Source organism: Carboxylicivirga longa, from assembly GCF_050589825.1.
GTDB lineage: Bacteria > Bacteroidota > Bacteroidia > Bacteroidales > Marinilabiliaceae > Carboxylicivirga > Carboxylicivirga longa.
Genome location: NZ_JBNGOZ010000011.1, coordinates 133142 through 149267, shown reverse-complemented (window position 1 = coordinate 149267; position 16126 = coordinate 133142). Strand labels below are relative to the sequence as shown.

General features: G+C 42.9%; 16 protein-coding genes. All 16 read left to right on the top strand.

From position 1 onward, the window contains the following. The first annotated feature begins 751 nt into the window (after positions 1-751). The 16 genes from mbhE (at position 752) to efp (ending at position 16034) form a co-directional block, all read left to right on the top strand. Complete coding sequence (gene mbhE, locus ACRD7A_RS11445; protein WP_430812171.1) at positions 752-3052, top strand: hydrogen gas-evolving membrane-bound hydrogenase subunit E; 2301 nt, start codon at positions 752-754, stop codon at positions 3050-3052. Continuing rightward, the gene (locus ACRD7A_RS11440) at positions 3049-3465 is read left to right on the top strand and encodes an MnhB domain-containing protein (RefSeq protein ID WP_430812170.1); all 417 of its coding nucleotides are present in this window, start codon (positions 3049-3051) and stop codon (positions 3463-3465) included. The genes mbhE and ACRD7A_RS11440 overlap by 4 nt, the downstream gene beginning before the upstream one ends. Further along, on the top strand, positions 3465-3812 hold the full coding sequence (locus tag ACRD7A_RS11435; protein WP_430812169.1) for a Na+/H+ antiporter subunit C: 348 nt from the start codon (positions 3465-3467) through the stop codon (positions 3810-3812). The genes ACRD7A_RS11440 and ACRD7A_RS11435 overlap by 1 nt, the downstream gene beginning before the upstream one ends. Before the next feature lies 1 nt (position 3813). Further along, complete coding sequence (locus ACRD7A_RS11430) at positions 3814-5298, top strand: proton-conducting transporter transmembrane domain-containing protein (protein ID WP_430812168.1); 1485 nt, start codon at positions 3814-3816, stop codon at positions 5296-5298. 2 nt (positions 5299-5300) lie between these two features. Continuing rightward, positions 5301-5636 (top strand): Na+/H+ antiporter subunit E, encoded by a 336-nt coding sequence (locus ACRD7A_RS11425; protein WP_430812167.1) that lies wholly within the window; start codon positions 5301-5303, stop codon positions 5634-5636. Further along, entirely contained in the window at positions 5629-5901 is a 273-nt protein-coding gene (locus tag ACRD7A_RS11420) for an MrpF/PhaF family protein (RefSeq protein ID WP_430812166.1), read from the top strand. The genes ACRD7A_RS11425 and ACRD7A_RS11420 overlap by 8 nt, the downstream gene beginning before the upstream one ends. After that, a complete protein-coding gene (gene mnhG, locus ACRD7A_RS11415; RefSeq protein WP_430812165.1) occupies positions 5901-6173 on the top strand; it encodes a monovalent cation/H(+) antiporter subunit G in 273 nt (90 codons plus the stop codon). Before ACRD7A_RS11420 ends, mnhG begins: the two co-directional genes overlap by 1 nt. Positions 6174-6445: 272 nt before the next feature. After that, positions 6446-7180 carry an ABC transporter ATP-binding protein gene (locus ACRD7A_RS11410; protein WP_430812164.1) on the top strand — a complete coding sequence of 245 codons (735 nt, stop codon included), beginning with the start codon at positions 6446-6448 and terminating at the stop codon, positions 7178-7180. A gap of 56 nt (positions 7181-7236) precedes the next feature. Continuing rightward, positions 7237-8427 carry an ABC transporter permease gene (locus tag ACRD7A_RS11405; RefSeq protein ID WP_430812163.1) on the top strand — a complete coding sequence of 397 codons (1191 nt, stop codon included), beginning with the start codon at positions 7237-7239 and terminating at the stop codon, positions 8425-8427. Beyond that, positions 8420-9730, top strand: a complete 1311-nt coding sequence (locus ACRD7A_RS11400) for an ABC transporter permease (RefSeq protein WP_430812162.1) — start codon at positions 8420-8422, stop codon at positions 9728-9730. The genes ACRD7A_RS11405 and ACRD7A_RS11400 overlap by 8 nt, the downstream gene beginning before the upstream one ends. A gap of 36 nt (positions 9731-9766) precedes the next feature. Beyond that, positions 9767-10849, top strand: coding sequence for an efflux RND transporter periplasmic adaptor subunit (locus tag ACRD7A_RS11395; RefSeq protein ID WP_430812161.1), 1083 nt, complete (start codon positions 9767-9769; stop codon positions 10847-10849). 65 nt (positions 10850-10914) lie between these two features. After that, positions 10915-12285 carry a TolC family protein gene (locus ACRD7A_RS11390; RefSeq protein WP_430812160.1) on the top strand — a complete coding sequence of 457 codons (1371 nt, stop codon included), beginning with the start codon at positions 10915-10917 and terminating at the stop codon, positions 12283-12285. 147 nt (positions 12286-12432) lie between these two features. Further along, positions 12433-13701: an efflux RND transporter periplasmic adaptor subunit gene (locus tag ACRD7A_RS11385; RefSeq protein WP_430812159.1), complete on the top strand. Its 1269-nt coding sequence runs from the start codon at positions 12433-12435 to the stop codon at positions 13699-13701. Between the two features lie 67 nt (positions 13702-13768). Beyond that, on the top strand, positions 13769-14470 hold the full coding sequence (gene tsaB / locus ACRD7A_RS11380; RefSeq protein ID WP_430812158.1) for a tRNA (adenosine(37)-N6)-threonylcarbamoyltransferase complex dimerization subunit type 1 TsaB: 702 nt from the start codon (positions 13769-13771) through the stop codon (positions 14468-14470). Between the two features lie 79 nt (positions 14471-14549). Further along, positions 14550-15359 (top strand): DUF3108 domain-containing protein, encoded by an 810-nt coding sequence (locus ACRD7A_RS11375; RefSeq protein ID WP_430812157.1) that lies wholly within the window; start codon positions 14550-14552, stop codon positions 15357-15359. Positions 15360-15464: 105 nt separating this feature from the next. After that, complete coding sequence (efp, locus tag ACRD7A_RS11370; RefSeq protein WP_430812156.1) at positions 15465-16034, top strand: elongation factor P; 570 nt, start codon at positions 15465-15467, stop codon at positions 16032-16034. Positions 16035-16126 lie beyond the last annotated feature (92 nt).

The window sequence follows — 16126 nt, the reverse complement described above, 5'->3', positions numbered from 1 at the left end:
TTGACTTCAGGTTTCACTTTTACCTTTCTAATTTAATCGTTTAAATTAGGTACTATCCAATATTTTCAAAGATCTTTTAGATGTCCTGCATCCGATGTGACACTTTCAGAATCGAACTGAAACATAAACCATTATGTCTTTCAAAAAAGTCCGGAGTCCGTTGTCCGAAGCCCGTTTTTTTTGCTACTCCCTCGTTTGTGAAGCGGCTGCAAAGGTAAGCTTTTTTATTTCAAACTTCCAAAATTATTTTTCAATTATTTTGAAGCTTTCTTATTAACAGGACAAGCAAGTTATGAACTCTCTTTTTCCTTGTCAATAGCCCTTTGCTATATTGCCTTTCAAAATGTATCGATAAGCGCCTAAACCCTTATCAACCGTGCCTTTCAGCAGAACCATTGTTCTCAAAAGCGGGTGCAAAATAACGACTATTTTTTATTACTTCCAAATTTTAAAGGGAGGTTTTTTTGAAAGGATTTTAAGCCCCGTCATCTACGGCCTGATTCAGTGCAACTTGGATTGAAATATTTTTTACCGAGAATTGACAAGTGATTCGATAAGCACCAAAAGTGCCTTGGCTAGCCGCAGCCCCAAGACTGCATTCAACCAATTTCAGGGGCAAAAATTAAGCCTAGGTCAAAAATAGACCTACAAAAACAGCAGTCCGATTGACTGATAAATGAACACATTATATTATTTTTGCGTTTCAATAATCGATAATCGAACTTAAATAAGTTAACAAAGAAAACGGCAGATGGCATACATCCTTATTCTATATCTAATCGCTGCCCTAAGTATATTTTTTTTACCCAAACATTCTCGCAAATTTACTGGTGTTATTCTGGCCGGGATTCAATTCCTATTTTTCAGCTATTTTTTTGCGCACATAAGTGAGGTTGCCGATGGGGGTTCCATAGAAACATCTTATACTTGGATACCACAAATGGGTCTTAACCTGTCCTTCTCATTAAACGGCTTAAGTCTCACCTTCGCACTCCTAATAACGGGCATAGGGTCACTTGTATTCTTATATGCCGCGGCCTATATGAAATCATACGCCGGCACAAGTAAGTTTTTCTTCTATCTCTTCCTGTTTAGTGGGGCCATGCTTGGGCTAGTGCTCTCTGCCAACTTTATTCAGCTTTTTATCTTTTGGGAACTAACCAGCTTTCTGTCGTTTTTACTTATCAGCTTCTTTCACGACAAGGAAAGTGCACGGGGGGCAGCTTTTCAGTCGCTATTTATTACCGCCCTGGGTGGACTATTGCTTCTCTGCGGGATTATATTGATTGGTAGTGTGATACAAAGCTACTCGGTGAACGACTGGTTGGAAAACGCCAATACACTTCGCAACAGTTCAGTCTACCTGCCCGGATTAATACTAATATTAATTGGCGCCTTCACAAAGTCAGCTCAGTTTCCTTTCCACTTCTGGTTACCGGGCGCTATGCAGGCGCCAACACCCGTCAGTGCTTATCTGCATTCAGCAACCATGGTGAAGGCCGGCATCTTTCTATTGGCTTTGCTTAACCCCATTCTGGGTGGCACCTCTGCCTGGAGCTATATCATAACGGCGGGTGGCGCCATTACCATGTTCCTGGGTGCTTATTTTTCCATTACAAAAACCGACTTAAAAGCCATATTGGCCTATACCACCATTTGCGCATTGGGCATCCTCATGCTGTTAATGGGTATCGACACCATGCTATCAGTAAAGGCAGCCATGCTTTTTTTATTTGTGCACGCCTTTTACAAGGCCGCCCTGTTTATGATTGCGGGACTGATCGATAAAAAAACAGGCACACGCGATATCAATCGCCTGGGGGGCCTGAATCGTTCAATGCCCATTACCTTTATTGTTAGCTTGCTAGCTTTACTATCCATGGCTGGACTTCCTCCCATGCTGGGTTTTCTGGGCAAGGAACTTATCTATGAGGCCAAGGTACAATCGCCTCAGATTGCCCCATTGGTGCTTATCCTTGGCGTAGGAGGCAACACCCTGATGGTAGCTGTTTCTCTCTTCTTTATACATCGGGTGTTTTTTGGAAAAACCCATACCTATGCACAGCCCGTTAATGAAAAAGGCGTGTTATACCTTGTTGGTCCTGCCGTATTAGCTTTGCTTAGCCTTTTATTCGGATTATTCCCTAATCTATTAGGCGATTCTCTTATTGAACCCGCACTACAGATGATCCGCAATGAGCCCATCAGCATCAAACTAAAGCTATGGCATGGATTTAACGATGTATTTATGCTGAGCTTACTAACCATACTACTGGGTACTATTATCTTCATACTTTCTGTCAGCAGAAAGAACTTCTTATCCAAATGGCGAAATATAAACAGCAAGTTTTTCTCGGTTAAATTCACCGACATTTTCAGCCGTACTTTACAATTTTTGCTTGACCTTTCGGCACGAAATACTAAACTTATTCAACACGGATACCACCGTTACTATATCCTTAGTGTTATTGTATTTGCTTCACTCTTTCTGTGGTACCAAGTTTATGACACACAAAGTTGGCTGTTCGACAGTACCTTTACACTAAGCCCTTATTACATAAGTGGCCTGGTTCTGATTATTGTGTGTGCAACCATTTATGCCCTTGTAGCCACATCACGTATCACCACCATCATTGCCATGGGTGTTAGCGGTTATGGCATATCCCTCATCTACTTATATTTTAGTGCTGTGGACTTAGCCATCACACAAATATTGGTTGAGACCCTTATAGTGGTCGTTTTTGTATTGGTATTACAGCGCCTACCCCGCTTTGCAACTTTATCATCGCGCCTGACACGTTTACGCGACCTATTAATAGCCCTTAGCTTTGGAGGCGTCATGACCGTTCTGGCGCTAAAGGCGTTACATGTTGATTTCCATCAACCCATCTCCGAATTAATTGTAAAGAATAGCTTAAGCGAAGCCTACGGCAAAAACGTGGTTAATGTTATACTTGTGGATTTCAGAGCACTGGATACGATGGGCGAAATCAGTGTGCTAATTTTAGCTGCTGTTGGGGTTTTTGTTTTACTAAAATCGAAGAAAGTATGAACTCAATAATATTACAACTGGCGGCTCGTTACATTAAGGCGCTTCTTATGCTTTTTGCGGTTATTGCTTTGTTAAGAGGTCACAATCATCCGGGCGGAGGCTTTATTGGCGGACTACTTGCTGCCCTGGCAATCATCTACTATAGTTTTGCTTTTGGCTGGCAAAAAACAATCTTAAATCTGAGGATACTACCCACCACCTATATTTCCTGGGGCCTGGGAATGGTAAGCTTAAGTTTTGTACCTGCCCTTCTTATGCAGCAACCGGCCTTAAAAGGACATTGGGTAAGTATCCCATTGGGAATAGCCGGCACACTAAAGCTGGGAACACCACTTGTGTTTGATATTGGTGTATTTATGGCAGTAATTGGTGTTACACTATTGTTTTTCTTCACCTTAATAAAAAACAGATAATGGAAATACTACTGGCCATATTAGTTGGAGTTTTATATACAGCTGGAACCTACATGGTATTACGCCGAAGCATCTTAAAATTCATTATCGGCTTAATATTTTTGAGTAATGCAACAAACCTATTGGTTTTTTTGTCGGCCGGCCTCACTGCCGGCAAACCTGCCTTTGTTGAAGATGCTACCACTACGAGTGGACAAATAGCTGATCCACTGCCGCAAGCTCTGGTGCTCACGGCTGTTGTAATTGGTTTTGGCCTCACAGTATTTGCCCTGGCTCTAAAACTGAAATTTTTTGAAACCACCGGAACCGATGATCTGGATCAATTAAAAAAAACCGACAAGCAATAATATGACGGCAATCGTTTTACCCATCTTAGTTCCTTTCCTGTTTATTCTGGCCTTTATTGCCATAAAATCGCATAGAATTGCACAGGCACTCAGCATTATTGGCAGCAGCATCCTGCTTGTGCTTTCGTTATATCTCTTCTTTCAAGTAAAAGATCAGGGTATATTAACACTTAATATGGGTGGCTGGAAGGCTCCTATGGGCATCACGCTGGTAATCGATTACTTTAGCGCGTTAATGCTTGTAGTAACCGCTGTCATAGGCCTGGCCATCACCATATACACCCTTTATTATTTACCCGGACAACATCAGCACACTCGTTTTTATGTATTTTTCTTTGCACTGATGATGGGTGTTAATGGCGCCTTTACCACCGGCGATGTATTTAATCTGTATGTGTGGTTTGAGGTAATTCTTATTTCCTCCTTTATTTTAATAATTATTGGCCATTCCAAGGCACAGCTGGAAGGTGGTATCAAATACATGGCGCTCAACCTTATTGGCTCTCTGCTGTTCTTAGCCGGCCTGGGTTTACTCTATGGTAAGACCGGCACCTTAAACATGGCGCACCTAGCGGAGATTCTGCGAACTGATCCGCAGTCCACCCTCATTAATTCATCTACGGCTCTTTTTTTCATTGCCTTTGGTATAAAAGCAGCTGTATTTCCTTTGTTTTTCTGGCTACCCGCCTCTTACCATACACCCAACATAACCGTTACAGCGTTATTTGCAGGACTGCTGACCAAGGTGGGGGTTTATGCCCTTATTCGCTTTTTTACCCTTTTCTTTGTGCAGGATCAATCTTTTTGGCTTAGCACAATGGCTGTTATAGCCGGACTCACAATGGTGATTGGTGGCATGGCAGCTTCTGCTCACTATGACATCCGGCGTATTCTTTCATATCATATCATCAGCCAGATAGGATATATGATTATGGGGCTAGCCATATTTACACCCCTGGCCATTGCTGGTGCCATCTTTTTTATGCTTCACAATATGATTGCCAAAACCAATACCTTTTTGGTTGCCGGGGTTATTCACCGCAGCCAAGGCAGCTTTCACCTCAAAGAAGTAGGGGGATTGCTAAAACAAAATCCGTTATTGGCCATTCTGTTTATCATACCCGCCTTTGCCCTGGTGGGCGTTCCGCCCCTGTCAGGCTTTTTTCCTAAATTCATGTTGATAAAAGCCGGCATCGAAGCACAGGACTACCTAATTGTGGCGGCTGCAGTAATTACTGCCATGTTCACACTTTACTCCAAGATTAAAATATGGAATCAAGCCTTTTTAAAGAAAGATCCTTCATCATCTCAGTTGAATATACGTAAAAGCTTGTGGGTTCCTCACCTGATTCCTTTGATCATATTAGCATTGGTTAGTGTGTTTCTGGGACTTTTTGCGGCCACTATTTTTGACTATACTATGGCAGCAGCGCAGCAACTAATTGATCCTAGCGATTATATACACCATGTTTTAAATAACCAATAGCCATGAAAATAATTCGCAAACTCTATTACACAATTGCTTTTATAGGGCTGTATTTTTCAAAACTGGTGCAGGCCAACCTTTATATTGCCTATGACCTGCTAACGCCCCGCTTAAAAACAAATCCGGGTTTTATCAAGGTACCTCTAATACTGAGCTCTGATGCCTCCGTACTTTTATTTAGTAATCTGGTGTCCATGACGCCCGGCTCTCTATCCATTGACATAACACCCGACCGGCAACATATTATCGTGCACGTGCTTTACCAAAGCAGCATGGCTGATATGCTAGCCGAATTTGAGGATTTGCAGAATAAAATTAAACGCATTAATAATGAATGACAACTTGCTGGAAATCGCTTTTATAGCGGCCGCCATACTCTTACTACTATCCTTTGTAATGGCGTTGATACGAATTGTAAAAGGCCCTACCATTCAGGATCGTATCGTGGCCATGGATCTTATTTCCTCAATCAGCATGGGCTTCATCCTTGTCTATAGCATGCTAATGCAGCAAGCTATGTACTTTGACATTGTCATCATCATATCACTGATTTCATTTATTGGCACAGTAGCTATCTCCACCTATCTAAAACGTAACAAATAATGGAAACTCTTATCGCCATATTCACACTTCTGGGTGCTGCCTTTATTCTTATCGCCGCCATCGGGCTATTGCGCTTCAAAAACTTTTACAGTCGTATGCACGCCACTACTAAAGCCACTTCCTTTGGCATGCTATGGCTCATTCTGGGCGTTGCGCTGTTTTTTTCTACTTCCTTAGTTTGGCTCAAAGCCTTACTTGTTATGCTCTTCATCTATCTGACGGCTCCCCTGGCTGCCCATGCCACTGCTAAATCAGATCGGGAGGAGGAATAATCTCATTATCATTTCCACCCAACTGTTCGCAAACGCACACTGCGTACAATAACACCCATTACTATCACATAGCCCAATGTTTTAGCGGCTTTTGTTAAAAGCTGTGTGCGAAAACGTACAGACATCTTTAACAAAACACCCAACAAACACCAAAGCCCAACCTCAACCTTCCATTCAATGCGTTGATAACGTGATGATTCTATAATTAGGCACACAGATTGATACACCAAGGTACGATGATAAGATTCTACAGATCTAAAGTGTAAAAAACTATGAGCCAAAGCATTATTCGAGTAAATGAACTTCACAAATCATACATAACAGGGAGTAACGCACTGCATGTATTAAAAGGGCTGAACATAGATATCCATGAGGGCGAGATGGTCTCCATCATGGGGTCATCGGGCTCAGGTAAATCAACCCTACTCAATATTCTGGGCATATTGGATAACTACGACAAAGGCAAGTTCTATCTCAACAACATCCTAATTCAAAAAATGAGTGAGCGTAAGGCCGCGGCTTTTCGCAATAAGTACATCGGCTTCATCTTTCAGTCGTTCAACCTCATTTCATTCAAAAACGCCATGGAAAACGTGGCTCTTCCCCTTTATTATCAGGGCGTGAATAGAAAAAAACGTAACGCCAAAGCATTAGAATTACTTGACAGACTCGGTCTTAAAGAGTGGTGGAATCATTTACCCAGTGAGCTGTCGGGTGGTCAAAAGCAACGAATTGCTATTGCCCGTTCCCTCATATCAAAACCCAAGGTAATACTGGCCGATGAGCCAACGGGTGCTCTCGATACACAAACTTCGTATGAGGTGATGGACATCCTTAAGGAAGTAAATGCTTCAGGCATAACGGTAATTATTGTAACCCACGAAAATGATATCGCAGAGATGACACAACGAATTATACGCCTAAAAGATGGTATCATTGAATCGAATCATCGTACTGCAACTAACCATCATACCCAGCTAAGCCAACCCAAGTCAATATTGTCATGATCGATTATTTACAAGAAATTTTTTCAACCCTTCGACAAAATAAACTACGTGCTATAATGACCGGTTTCAGTGTGGCATGGGGAATATTTATGCTCATTATCCTGCTGGGCTCTGGCAAAGGCTTGCAAAATGGCATGGAATTTAACTTTAAGAGCACCTCAAAAAATGCTCTTTGGATTTGGAGTCGTCGCACTCAGGTAGCGCACGATGGACTAAAAGCCGGACGCCGCATCAATTTTACGGTTGCCGATGGTGAGATACTACAGCGTAAGTTCGAAGATGATATGGACAATTTCTCCGGTCGCTTTCATCTGTGGGGCGATTATGGTGTTACTTATAAAAATCAATACGGCGATTTTCGAATCGAAGGCGTCATGCCAGAGTTCCAAAAAATACAACTGGTGGATATGGTGCAAGGACGCTATATCAATGCACTAGACATTAAACAGTTTAGAAAAACCATCATCATTTCCGAAGCGGTTCAAAAACATCTATTCAAAGAGGAAGCCCCCCTTGGTAAATACATACGTGTTAATGGCGTGCCTTTTATGGTAGTGGGTACGTTTAATAATCCGGAAAACAAAGACCGTAAGCAATTATACATGCCCCTAAGCACTACCCAACGAGTGTTTAATGGCAATAACCGCCTGACGGAAATGGCCATTGCCACCAATGCCGTTACTGTAGCCGAAAATAAGCGTATTGAAGAGGCGGTGCGTAACCTACTCATCGAACGACATCGGGTTGCACCTGAAGACAAGCAGGCCATAGGTATTTGGAATACGCTTGAAAACTTCAAACAAGCTCAAGGGGTTTTTGCCGGTATCCGCATGTTTGTGTGGGTAATAGGAATAATGACCATCATAGCTGGCATTGTGGGTGTTAGTAACATCATGATTATTTTGGTAAAAGAACGCACAAAAGAAATTGGCATCCGTAAAGCCATTGGTGCCACCCCCTTCTCCATCATCCGCCTGGTATTATCAGAGTCGGTATTGATAACAGCACTCGCCGGATTCTTTGGCCTGGTGGCCGGAATGGGCTTACTCGCCGGTGTGTCAGCCATACTGAAACAAATGGCCGTTGATAATCAGGATGTGCAACGGGCCTTTTTTAATCCCTCAGCCGATTTTAACGTTGCTCTTTCGGCACTTGCTATACTTGTGATTGCCGGCCTTATAGCCGGTTACATACCCGCCCGCAAAGCCTCGGCCATAAGGCCTATTGAGGCGCTGCACGATGAATAATAAAAAAACTTATACAAGCGCTATGTTTGATAAAGACCGGTGGCAAGAAATATTTAATGCCATTAAAAAAAATAAATTAAGAAGCATACTTACTGCCTTTGGCGTACTTTGGGCTATTCTAATGTTAGTGGTGATGACCGGTGCCGGAAATGGACTGAAAAATGGAGTATACGAAGGCGTTAAAGATTTTGCTACCAATAGCGGTTTTGTGTGGGCCGACAACACCACCGTTGCCTATGCCGGATTTAATCGAGGTCGGCATTGGCAAATAAACAATGATGACATCAACGCCATTAAAGACCAGGTACCTGAGGTGGAAGTCATCTCACCACGCCTTAACGGCTGGAATTTGCGCAGCGGTGAAAATATCGTACGCGGTAAACGCTCTGCCGCTTTCAATGTAATGGGTGACTACCCGAGCTATCGGGATATTGATCCCTGCACTATGCCCTATGGTCGCTACATTAACGATGAGGATATTAAGCTCAAACGAAAGGTGTGCATCATTGGCGAAAAGGTATACGAAGTGATGTTTGACGAGGGGGAGGATCCGGTAGGTGAGTATCTGCGTGTTAACGGTGTCTATTTTATGGTAGTAGGTGTATTTAAATCCAATAACCCCCAGATTAATATCGGAAGTAACAAAAAAGAAACCGTGTATCTTCCCTTCACCGCCATGCAACAAACCTTCAATTATGGGGATCAGGTACATTACTTTGGGCTGATAGCCAAAAAAGGAGTTAAGGTAGAAGCAGTGATTAACAAAATTAAACCTATACTCCAAAATAACCACAAGCTGTCGCCCGAAGATGATGAAGCCATTGGCCAATTTAATCTGGAGAACCAAATCAAAACCATGAATTTTATCTTTCTGGGGATTGACATCTTAATATGGGTAGTAGGCATCGGAACCCTGATCGCTGGAGCTGTAGGCATCAGCAACATAATGCTGGTAATCGTAAAAGAACGAACCAAAGAGATAGGGATACAGCGGGCTATTGGGGCACGACCAGCCATCATTATTAGTCAGCTGCTTACCGAATCTGTATTTTTAACAACAATCGCTGGATTCATCGGCCTCGCTCTGGGCACCATCATCCTTTACGTGGTTGACATGGCCGTGGATGCTTCACGGGCGGGAAGCACTGGTGAAGAGGAAACATTTTTCCTGAATCCGGAAGTAGGCCTACCCCTAGCCATTGCCGCCCTTTCCATGCTTATTATCGTAGGGCTTATCGCAGGACTTATACCAGCCTTAAAAGCCATTAAGATAAAGCCTATTGAGGCACTAAGACATGAATAATACACATAAACTTTAGAACTATAAAAAATTGAACCGATGAAAAAGATACTGAAAATAATAGGTGGCGTTATATTTATCGCATTATTTGCCTGGGTGGTATTTTACCTGTATAACCAATCAAAAAAAGACCCTGTCGTTTACGAAACAGAGATTGCTGAGGTAACCAATATCGTTAAAAAAACAGTGGCCACTGGATCTGTTGTGCCTCGCAAAGAGATTGAGATAAAGCCACAGGAGTCAGGTATTATTACTCAAATATTTGTGGAGGCGGGCGACGAAGTGCAAAAGGGCGATTTAATTGCCAAAGTACAAATTATCCCGGAGATGATACAAGTCAACAACGCTGAGGCGCAACTCAAAAGGGCTGAGATAAGTTATGAAAATGCACGAATTGAATTTGATCGCAAGCAGGAGTTATTCAACACGGGCGTAATTCCAGAATCACAATATCTGGAAGAAAAACTGCGCTTTCAAACAGCCGAAGCAGACAAGCAAGCCGCCGAAAACAACCTTCAGCTGATAAAAGAAGGTGTGACCAGCAATTCAAAAAACCAAACCAATACACTGATACGATCAACCATAACAGGCATGGTGCTTGACGTGCCTATCAAAGAAGGCAACTCGGTGATTAAAAGTAATACTTTTAATGATGGTACCACCATCGCCACGGTAGCTGATATGGGCAAAATGGTTTTTGAAGGCAAAGTGGACGAAACTGAAGTGGGTAAAATCAGACAAGGAATGGATCTGGTACTGTCCATCGGTGCTATCGAAGATGAAACCTACGATGCTACCCTGGAATCCATTGCCCCCAAAGGTGTTGAAGAAAACGGAGCCATACAGTTTGAAATAAAAGCAGCGGTAGAACTCAAGCAAGGACAATTTATTCGTGCCGGATATAGTGCCACTGCTGACATAGTGCTCGATCGTCGAGACAGTGTACTGGCACTAAAAGAAAAACTCATCACTTTCAGCAACGATTCTGCCTTTGTGGAAATAGAGACCGGAGAGCAGATTTTTGAAAAACGTTTGATTACAACCGGCCTGTCCGACGGCATTAAAATTGAAATCAAAGAAGGTATTACAAAGGAAGATAAGATCAAAATACCCAAGAGCTAATTAAATAAATATTGATAAATTAGCATCTAAGAAAACTTAGGCTCACACCAATAAAAAATATACCGATGAAATCAATCATTGCTATTGCTACCATTTGTTTAATGGCGTTTAACATGCAAGCTCAGGATTCTTTGAAAATAGAATGGCCAAGCCAAAAGACACAATGGTCGCTTCCCGAATGCATCGATTATGCACATGAAAACAATATTACCATACAACGCCAGGCCATTAACACACAGTATCAGGAAAATCTGTTAAAGCAAAGTCAGCTTGACCGCTTGCCCGATCTGAATGCTCAAACCGGGGGATCATTAAACTTCGGTTATACCTGGATTCAGCAGGCCGGTGAATCGGGACAAAATATTGACCAAAATACCCGCTCATTCAATGCCAGTGCCAGTGCCAGCGTGCCCTTATTTGAAGGTCTTCGTCTCAACAACACCATCAAGAGAAACAAAACCAACCTATTGGCCGCCATCCAGGACATGGAGAAGACAAAAAATGACATTGGCCTGCAAATTACAGGTCATTACTTGCAGATACTATTCAATAAAGAGCTGCTTGGCGTGGCCCAGGAGCAATACGAAACAAGCATGCTGCAAGTAGAGCGCACCAAAAAACTGGTGGATGCCGGCAGCGCAGCTATGGGTAGTTTTCTGGAAATAAAATCACAGGCTGCCAAGGAGGCCTTAAATGTAACCCAGCAGAAAAATGCTTTGGCACTGTCTCTTCTTAACCTGGCTCAGTTACTGGATTTGGAGCGCCCTATCGAATTCGATATTGTAAGTCCTGAGATACCCGACCTTAAGGCTTTTACGCCCGAGCATCCAGGGGCTGTATTTGCCACTGCACTGGAGATCATGCCCGAGATAAAAAGCGCTAATTACAATGTGGAAAGTAAAAATTATGACCTAAAAATAGCCCGGTCGCGATACTATCCCACTCTGGGAGTTGGTGCAGGCTACGGATCATCGGCCAACTGGCTGGCCGATGATCCCGACGGCATTAATCGCTCGCTGAGCGATCAGTTTAAGTCAAATGCCAACTCCTACATTGGAGCTACGCTGCGCATCCCAATTTTCAATAAGTTGCAAACGCGCAATAATGTAACCAATGCCAAGCTGGGTGTAAAAGATGCTCAGTTTGAATTAAAGGCACAAAAACTGGAATTACGAAAAAGCATTCAGCAGGCTTATGCCGATGCCATGGCGGCTTACAATAAATACCTGTCAAGCCAGGAAGCGGTCAACTCCTACGCTGAATCTTTCCGCTATACCGAAAAGAAATTTAATGTAGGTTTGGTTAACTCGGTTGATTACAATGTAGCCAAAACCGATTACACTCGCGCTCAATCCGATCTGCTACAATCAAAATACGAATACATACTGCGCACCAAAATTTTAGATTTCTACAAAGGCATCCCCATCGTTCTATAAGTTCATAATACCCTTTTTACCCTATATTTTCAGTTACCGGATACTGACAGCTCAGTATCCGGTTTTTTTATTGACAAAACTTCTACCTTCTGTCTCTTTTTCAGTCAACTTATTTATTAAATTAGCCATGATAAAATTACTGAATCTATGAAGAAACCCGTTATTATCGCCATCGCTGCCCTATTTGTCATCCTTATTGTACTCCTTATCGGTAAAAAACAAGGCTGGATTGGTCAGGATTATCAGGAAAAAGTACTGGCCGAAAAAGCCACCCTGCGTACCATTACCGAAACCATTACTGCCAATGGCAAAATAAAACCCATGGTGGAAGTAAAAATCAGCTCCGATGTATCGGGAGAGATACTGGATCTAACAGTAGAAGAAGGTCAAGAAGTTAAACAGGGACAGGTGTTGGCACGCATACAACCTGATATTTATGAGCGTAACTACGAAAAGATGCAGGCTGCCCTCAAGTCGGCCGAAGCCAACCTTATTCAGGCACAAGCTCAGCGTGAGCAGAAAGAACTAAATTATCACCGCAATCAAAAGCTATGGGCTGATAAAACCATTTCTGAAGCCGACTTTGAACAAGTAGCCTCCGACTATGAGGTGGCAAAAGCCAATCAGGCCGCTGCAAAGGCCTCGTTGCGTAACGCCAAAGCCTCCCTTAACGAAGCCAAAGACAACCTGAATAAAACTACCATTTACGCACCCATGGATGGAACCATTTCGCGCCTGAATGTGGAAAAAGGAGAGCGAGTAGTAGGTACTGCCCAGTTTGAAGGTACGGAAATGATGACACTGGCTAACCTGCATCAAATGGAGGTACTGGTAGATGTTAACGAAAACGATATCATCAGAGTGAGTCAATACGATACCTGCCTGATTGAAGTAGATGCCTACCTGAAACAAAAATTTAAAGGTATTGTGACGCAGATTGCCAATTCAGCCAAAACGCAAGGTGCCAGTGCCGACCAAATCACAAATTTCGAGGTCCGTGTACTCATCCTGCCCACCTCCTACCAGCACCTGATTAGCGATGAGGCCACCAGCAAGTACCCCTTCCGCCCCGGCATGTCGGCCACTGTGGATATACAAACCAACACCTGCTACAACACTGTTAGCATACCCATTCAGTCGGTTACAACACGCCCCGACTCTATTCAAAATGATTCTGTAAAAATAACAGCGGACAAGGAAAAGCGTATTGAAGTGGTGTTTGTGGTTGAGGAAGGCTTAGCCATTCAAAAAACGGTAGTGCCGGGCATACAGAATACCCGTTATATAGAAATTCTGGAGGGCATCGACGAGGGAGAAATGGTAATCAGTGGCCCCTACTCGGCCATTTCGCGTAAGTTAAAACATGAAACGGCGGTGCAGGTGGTTGATAAGCTTTTTGATAACAAGAAAGATTAAGTCCTTATTTTTACCTGTTACAAACGCTTTCAAACTATTTATTATTTTTGTGCCATAAATTAAGGATATGGCAAAAATATTGAGTATTGAAACATCAACCGGCGTTTGTTCGGTGGCTTACAGTGATAACGGAAATGTTATAGCATCGAAAGAATTGTACCAGGTTAATTCGCATGCATCTAACCTGACCATTTTAATCCAAGAGCTGTTTGCGCAAGACTCAATACCCGAACTGAATGAAATTGATGCCGTAGCGGTAAGCAGCGGTCCCGGATCATACACCGGCCTGCGCATAGGCGTTTCAACGGCCAAGGGCATTTGCTATGCCTTAAACAAACCACTGATTGCCATCGACTCCATGCATATATTGGCGCAGCCAATGCTAAACCGCATTGAACAACATAGCGATCGCCCCACCGTGCTATGTCCCATGATGGATGCCCGACGCATGGAGGTGTATACGGCCATTTTCGATACTGACCTGAACTTACTGGAGCCCATATCAGCCAAAATAATTGATGAGGAAAGCTACCGCAACTGGCTATCTGAACATTGTGTTTATTTCTTTGGCAATGGAGCCCATAAATGCAAAACAACTATTGCTCACCCCAACGCCATTTTTATTGATGACTGCCATCCCCTGGCCAAAAATCTGGCGCCCCTGGCCGAGCAATATTATCAGGATAATAAATTTGTAGATGTAGCCTACTTTGAACCCTTTTATCTGAAAGATTTTGTGGCGACCACACCAAAGAAAAAAGTACTATAGACTACAACCATAAGTATTCCAGAGCGTTTATTTGTCATATAGGGTAAGTAATCTTATCTTAATATCGAAAATAACGCTTATGAAACGAATTCTCTTATTGCTTTCTGTTTTTACCGGCTTCCTTTCGTTTTCAGCTGCTGAAGAAGAAAAAAAAGACAGCGTATTTATACCCCCCTATCCCCTCACAGAGCATAGCGCCTATCAGGATGGCGAACATCTTGTATATGGACTTAACTACGGCTTTGTAACCGGTGGTAAAGCCACCCTTACAGTGAAAGACTCGCTACTGAACGGCACTCCGGTACATCATGTTGTCGGGCGCGGCGTTACCATAGGACTTGCCGATGTACTCTATCGGATACGCGACCGATACGAAAGCTTTATATGCGTTAAAAGCAATGAACCGGTTAAGGCCATACGCAGCATACGCGAAGGACGCTATCGTTATTATAACGAGGTAGAATACCTACGCGACTCTGCTCAGGTAATCTCTCAGAAGTCGGGTGTTCACAAGGTACAGGATGGCATCCTCGACATACTGTCGGCCTTTTACTTTGCCCGTAACCATAAATTCAACGACAAGCTAAAGGACGGTGACGTCATTGCATTTATGACCTATTTCTCTGATGAGAATTTTCCATTGCGCATACGTTACCGGGGCACGGAAGTCATCAAAACGAACTTCGGCAAAATCGAATGCTACAAATTTTCGCCGGTAACGGAGGTAGGACGCTCCTTTAAAACCGAAGATGACATGCAGGTTTGGGTCACGCGCGACAAGAACCGCATACCCGTGCGTGTACGTTTCGACCTATCGGTGGGATCTTTCACCTGCAACCTCATCGAGTTTAAAGGACTCAAGCACCCATTTAGCAGTGTACGCCGCTAATCTTTGACTAACAGCGACCTTTTAAGCTATACAATTCGTTTTTTGTAAGAATTAACTTATTTTTGCAGCGTTTTTTTTAGAAATAATAATCACAATTTCAATAGTATGGCAACTACAGCTGATTTTAGAAATGGCATGTGTATAGAGCACAATGGGCAGTTATTCTTCATTGTACAATTTCAACACGTTAAGCCGGGCAAAGGCGCGGCATTTGTGAGAACAAAGCTTAAGAATGTATCAACCGGCAAAGTACTGGAAAACACATTTAACGCGGGAGTAAAAGTGAATGAAGCACGCGTTGAGCGCCGCCCACACCAGTTTTTGTATAAAGATGATATGGGTTATCACTTTATGAATTCCGAAACCTTCGAACAAATTCCCATTGAAGAGTCATTAATAGACAACACAGGCCTTTTAAATGAGGGTATGGAAGTTGAAGTAGTGTATCACGCCGATACTGAAACGCCATTATTGGTGAACCTGCCTGCTAACGTAGTTTTTGAAATCACCTATACCGAGCCGGGTGTGCGAGGCGATACCTCGTCGACCAACTCACTTAAGCCAGCCACGGTAACCACCGGTGCTACTATTATGGTACCCCTGTTTATCAATACCGGTGATAAAATTAAGATAAACACAAGTGACAACTCCTACGTGGAACGTGTAAAGGAGTAACACCAAAAATACCCTGTTATAATCGCACCTTTAATGTTTTACATAAAGATTATAACAGGGTGTTACTTTTATCAAAAAAAGAGAAAGGGTAA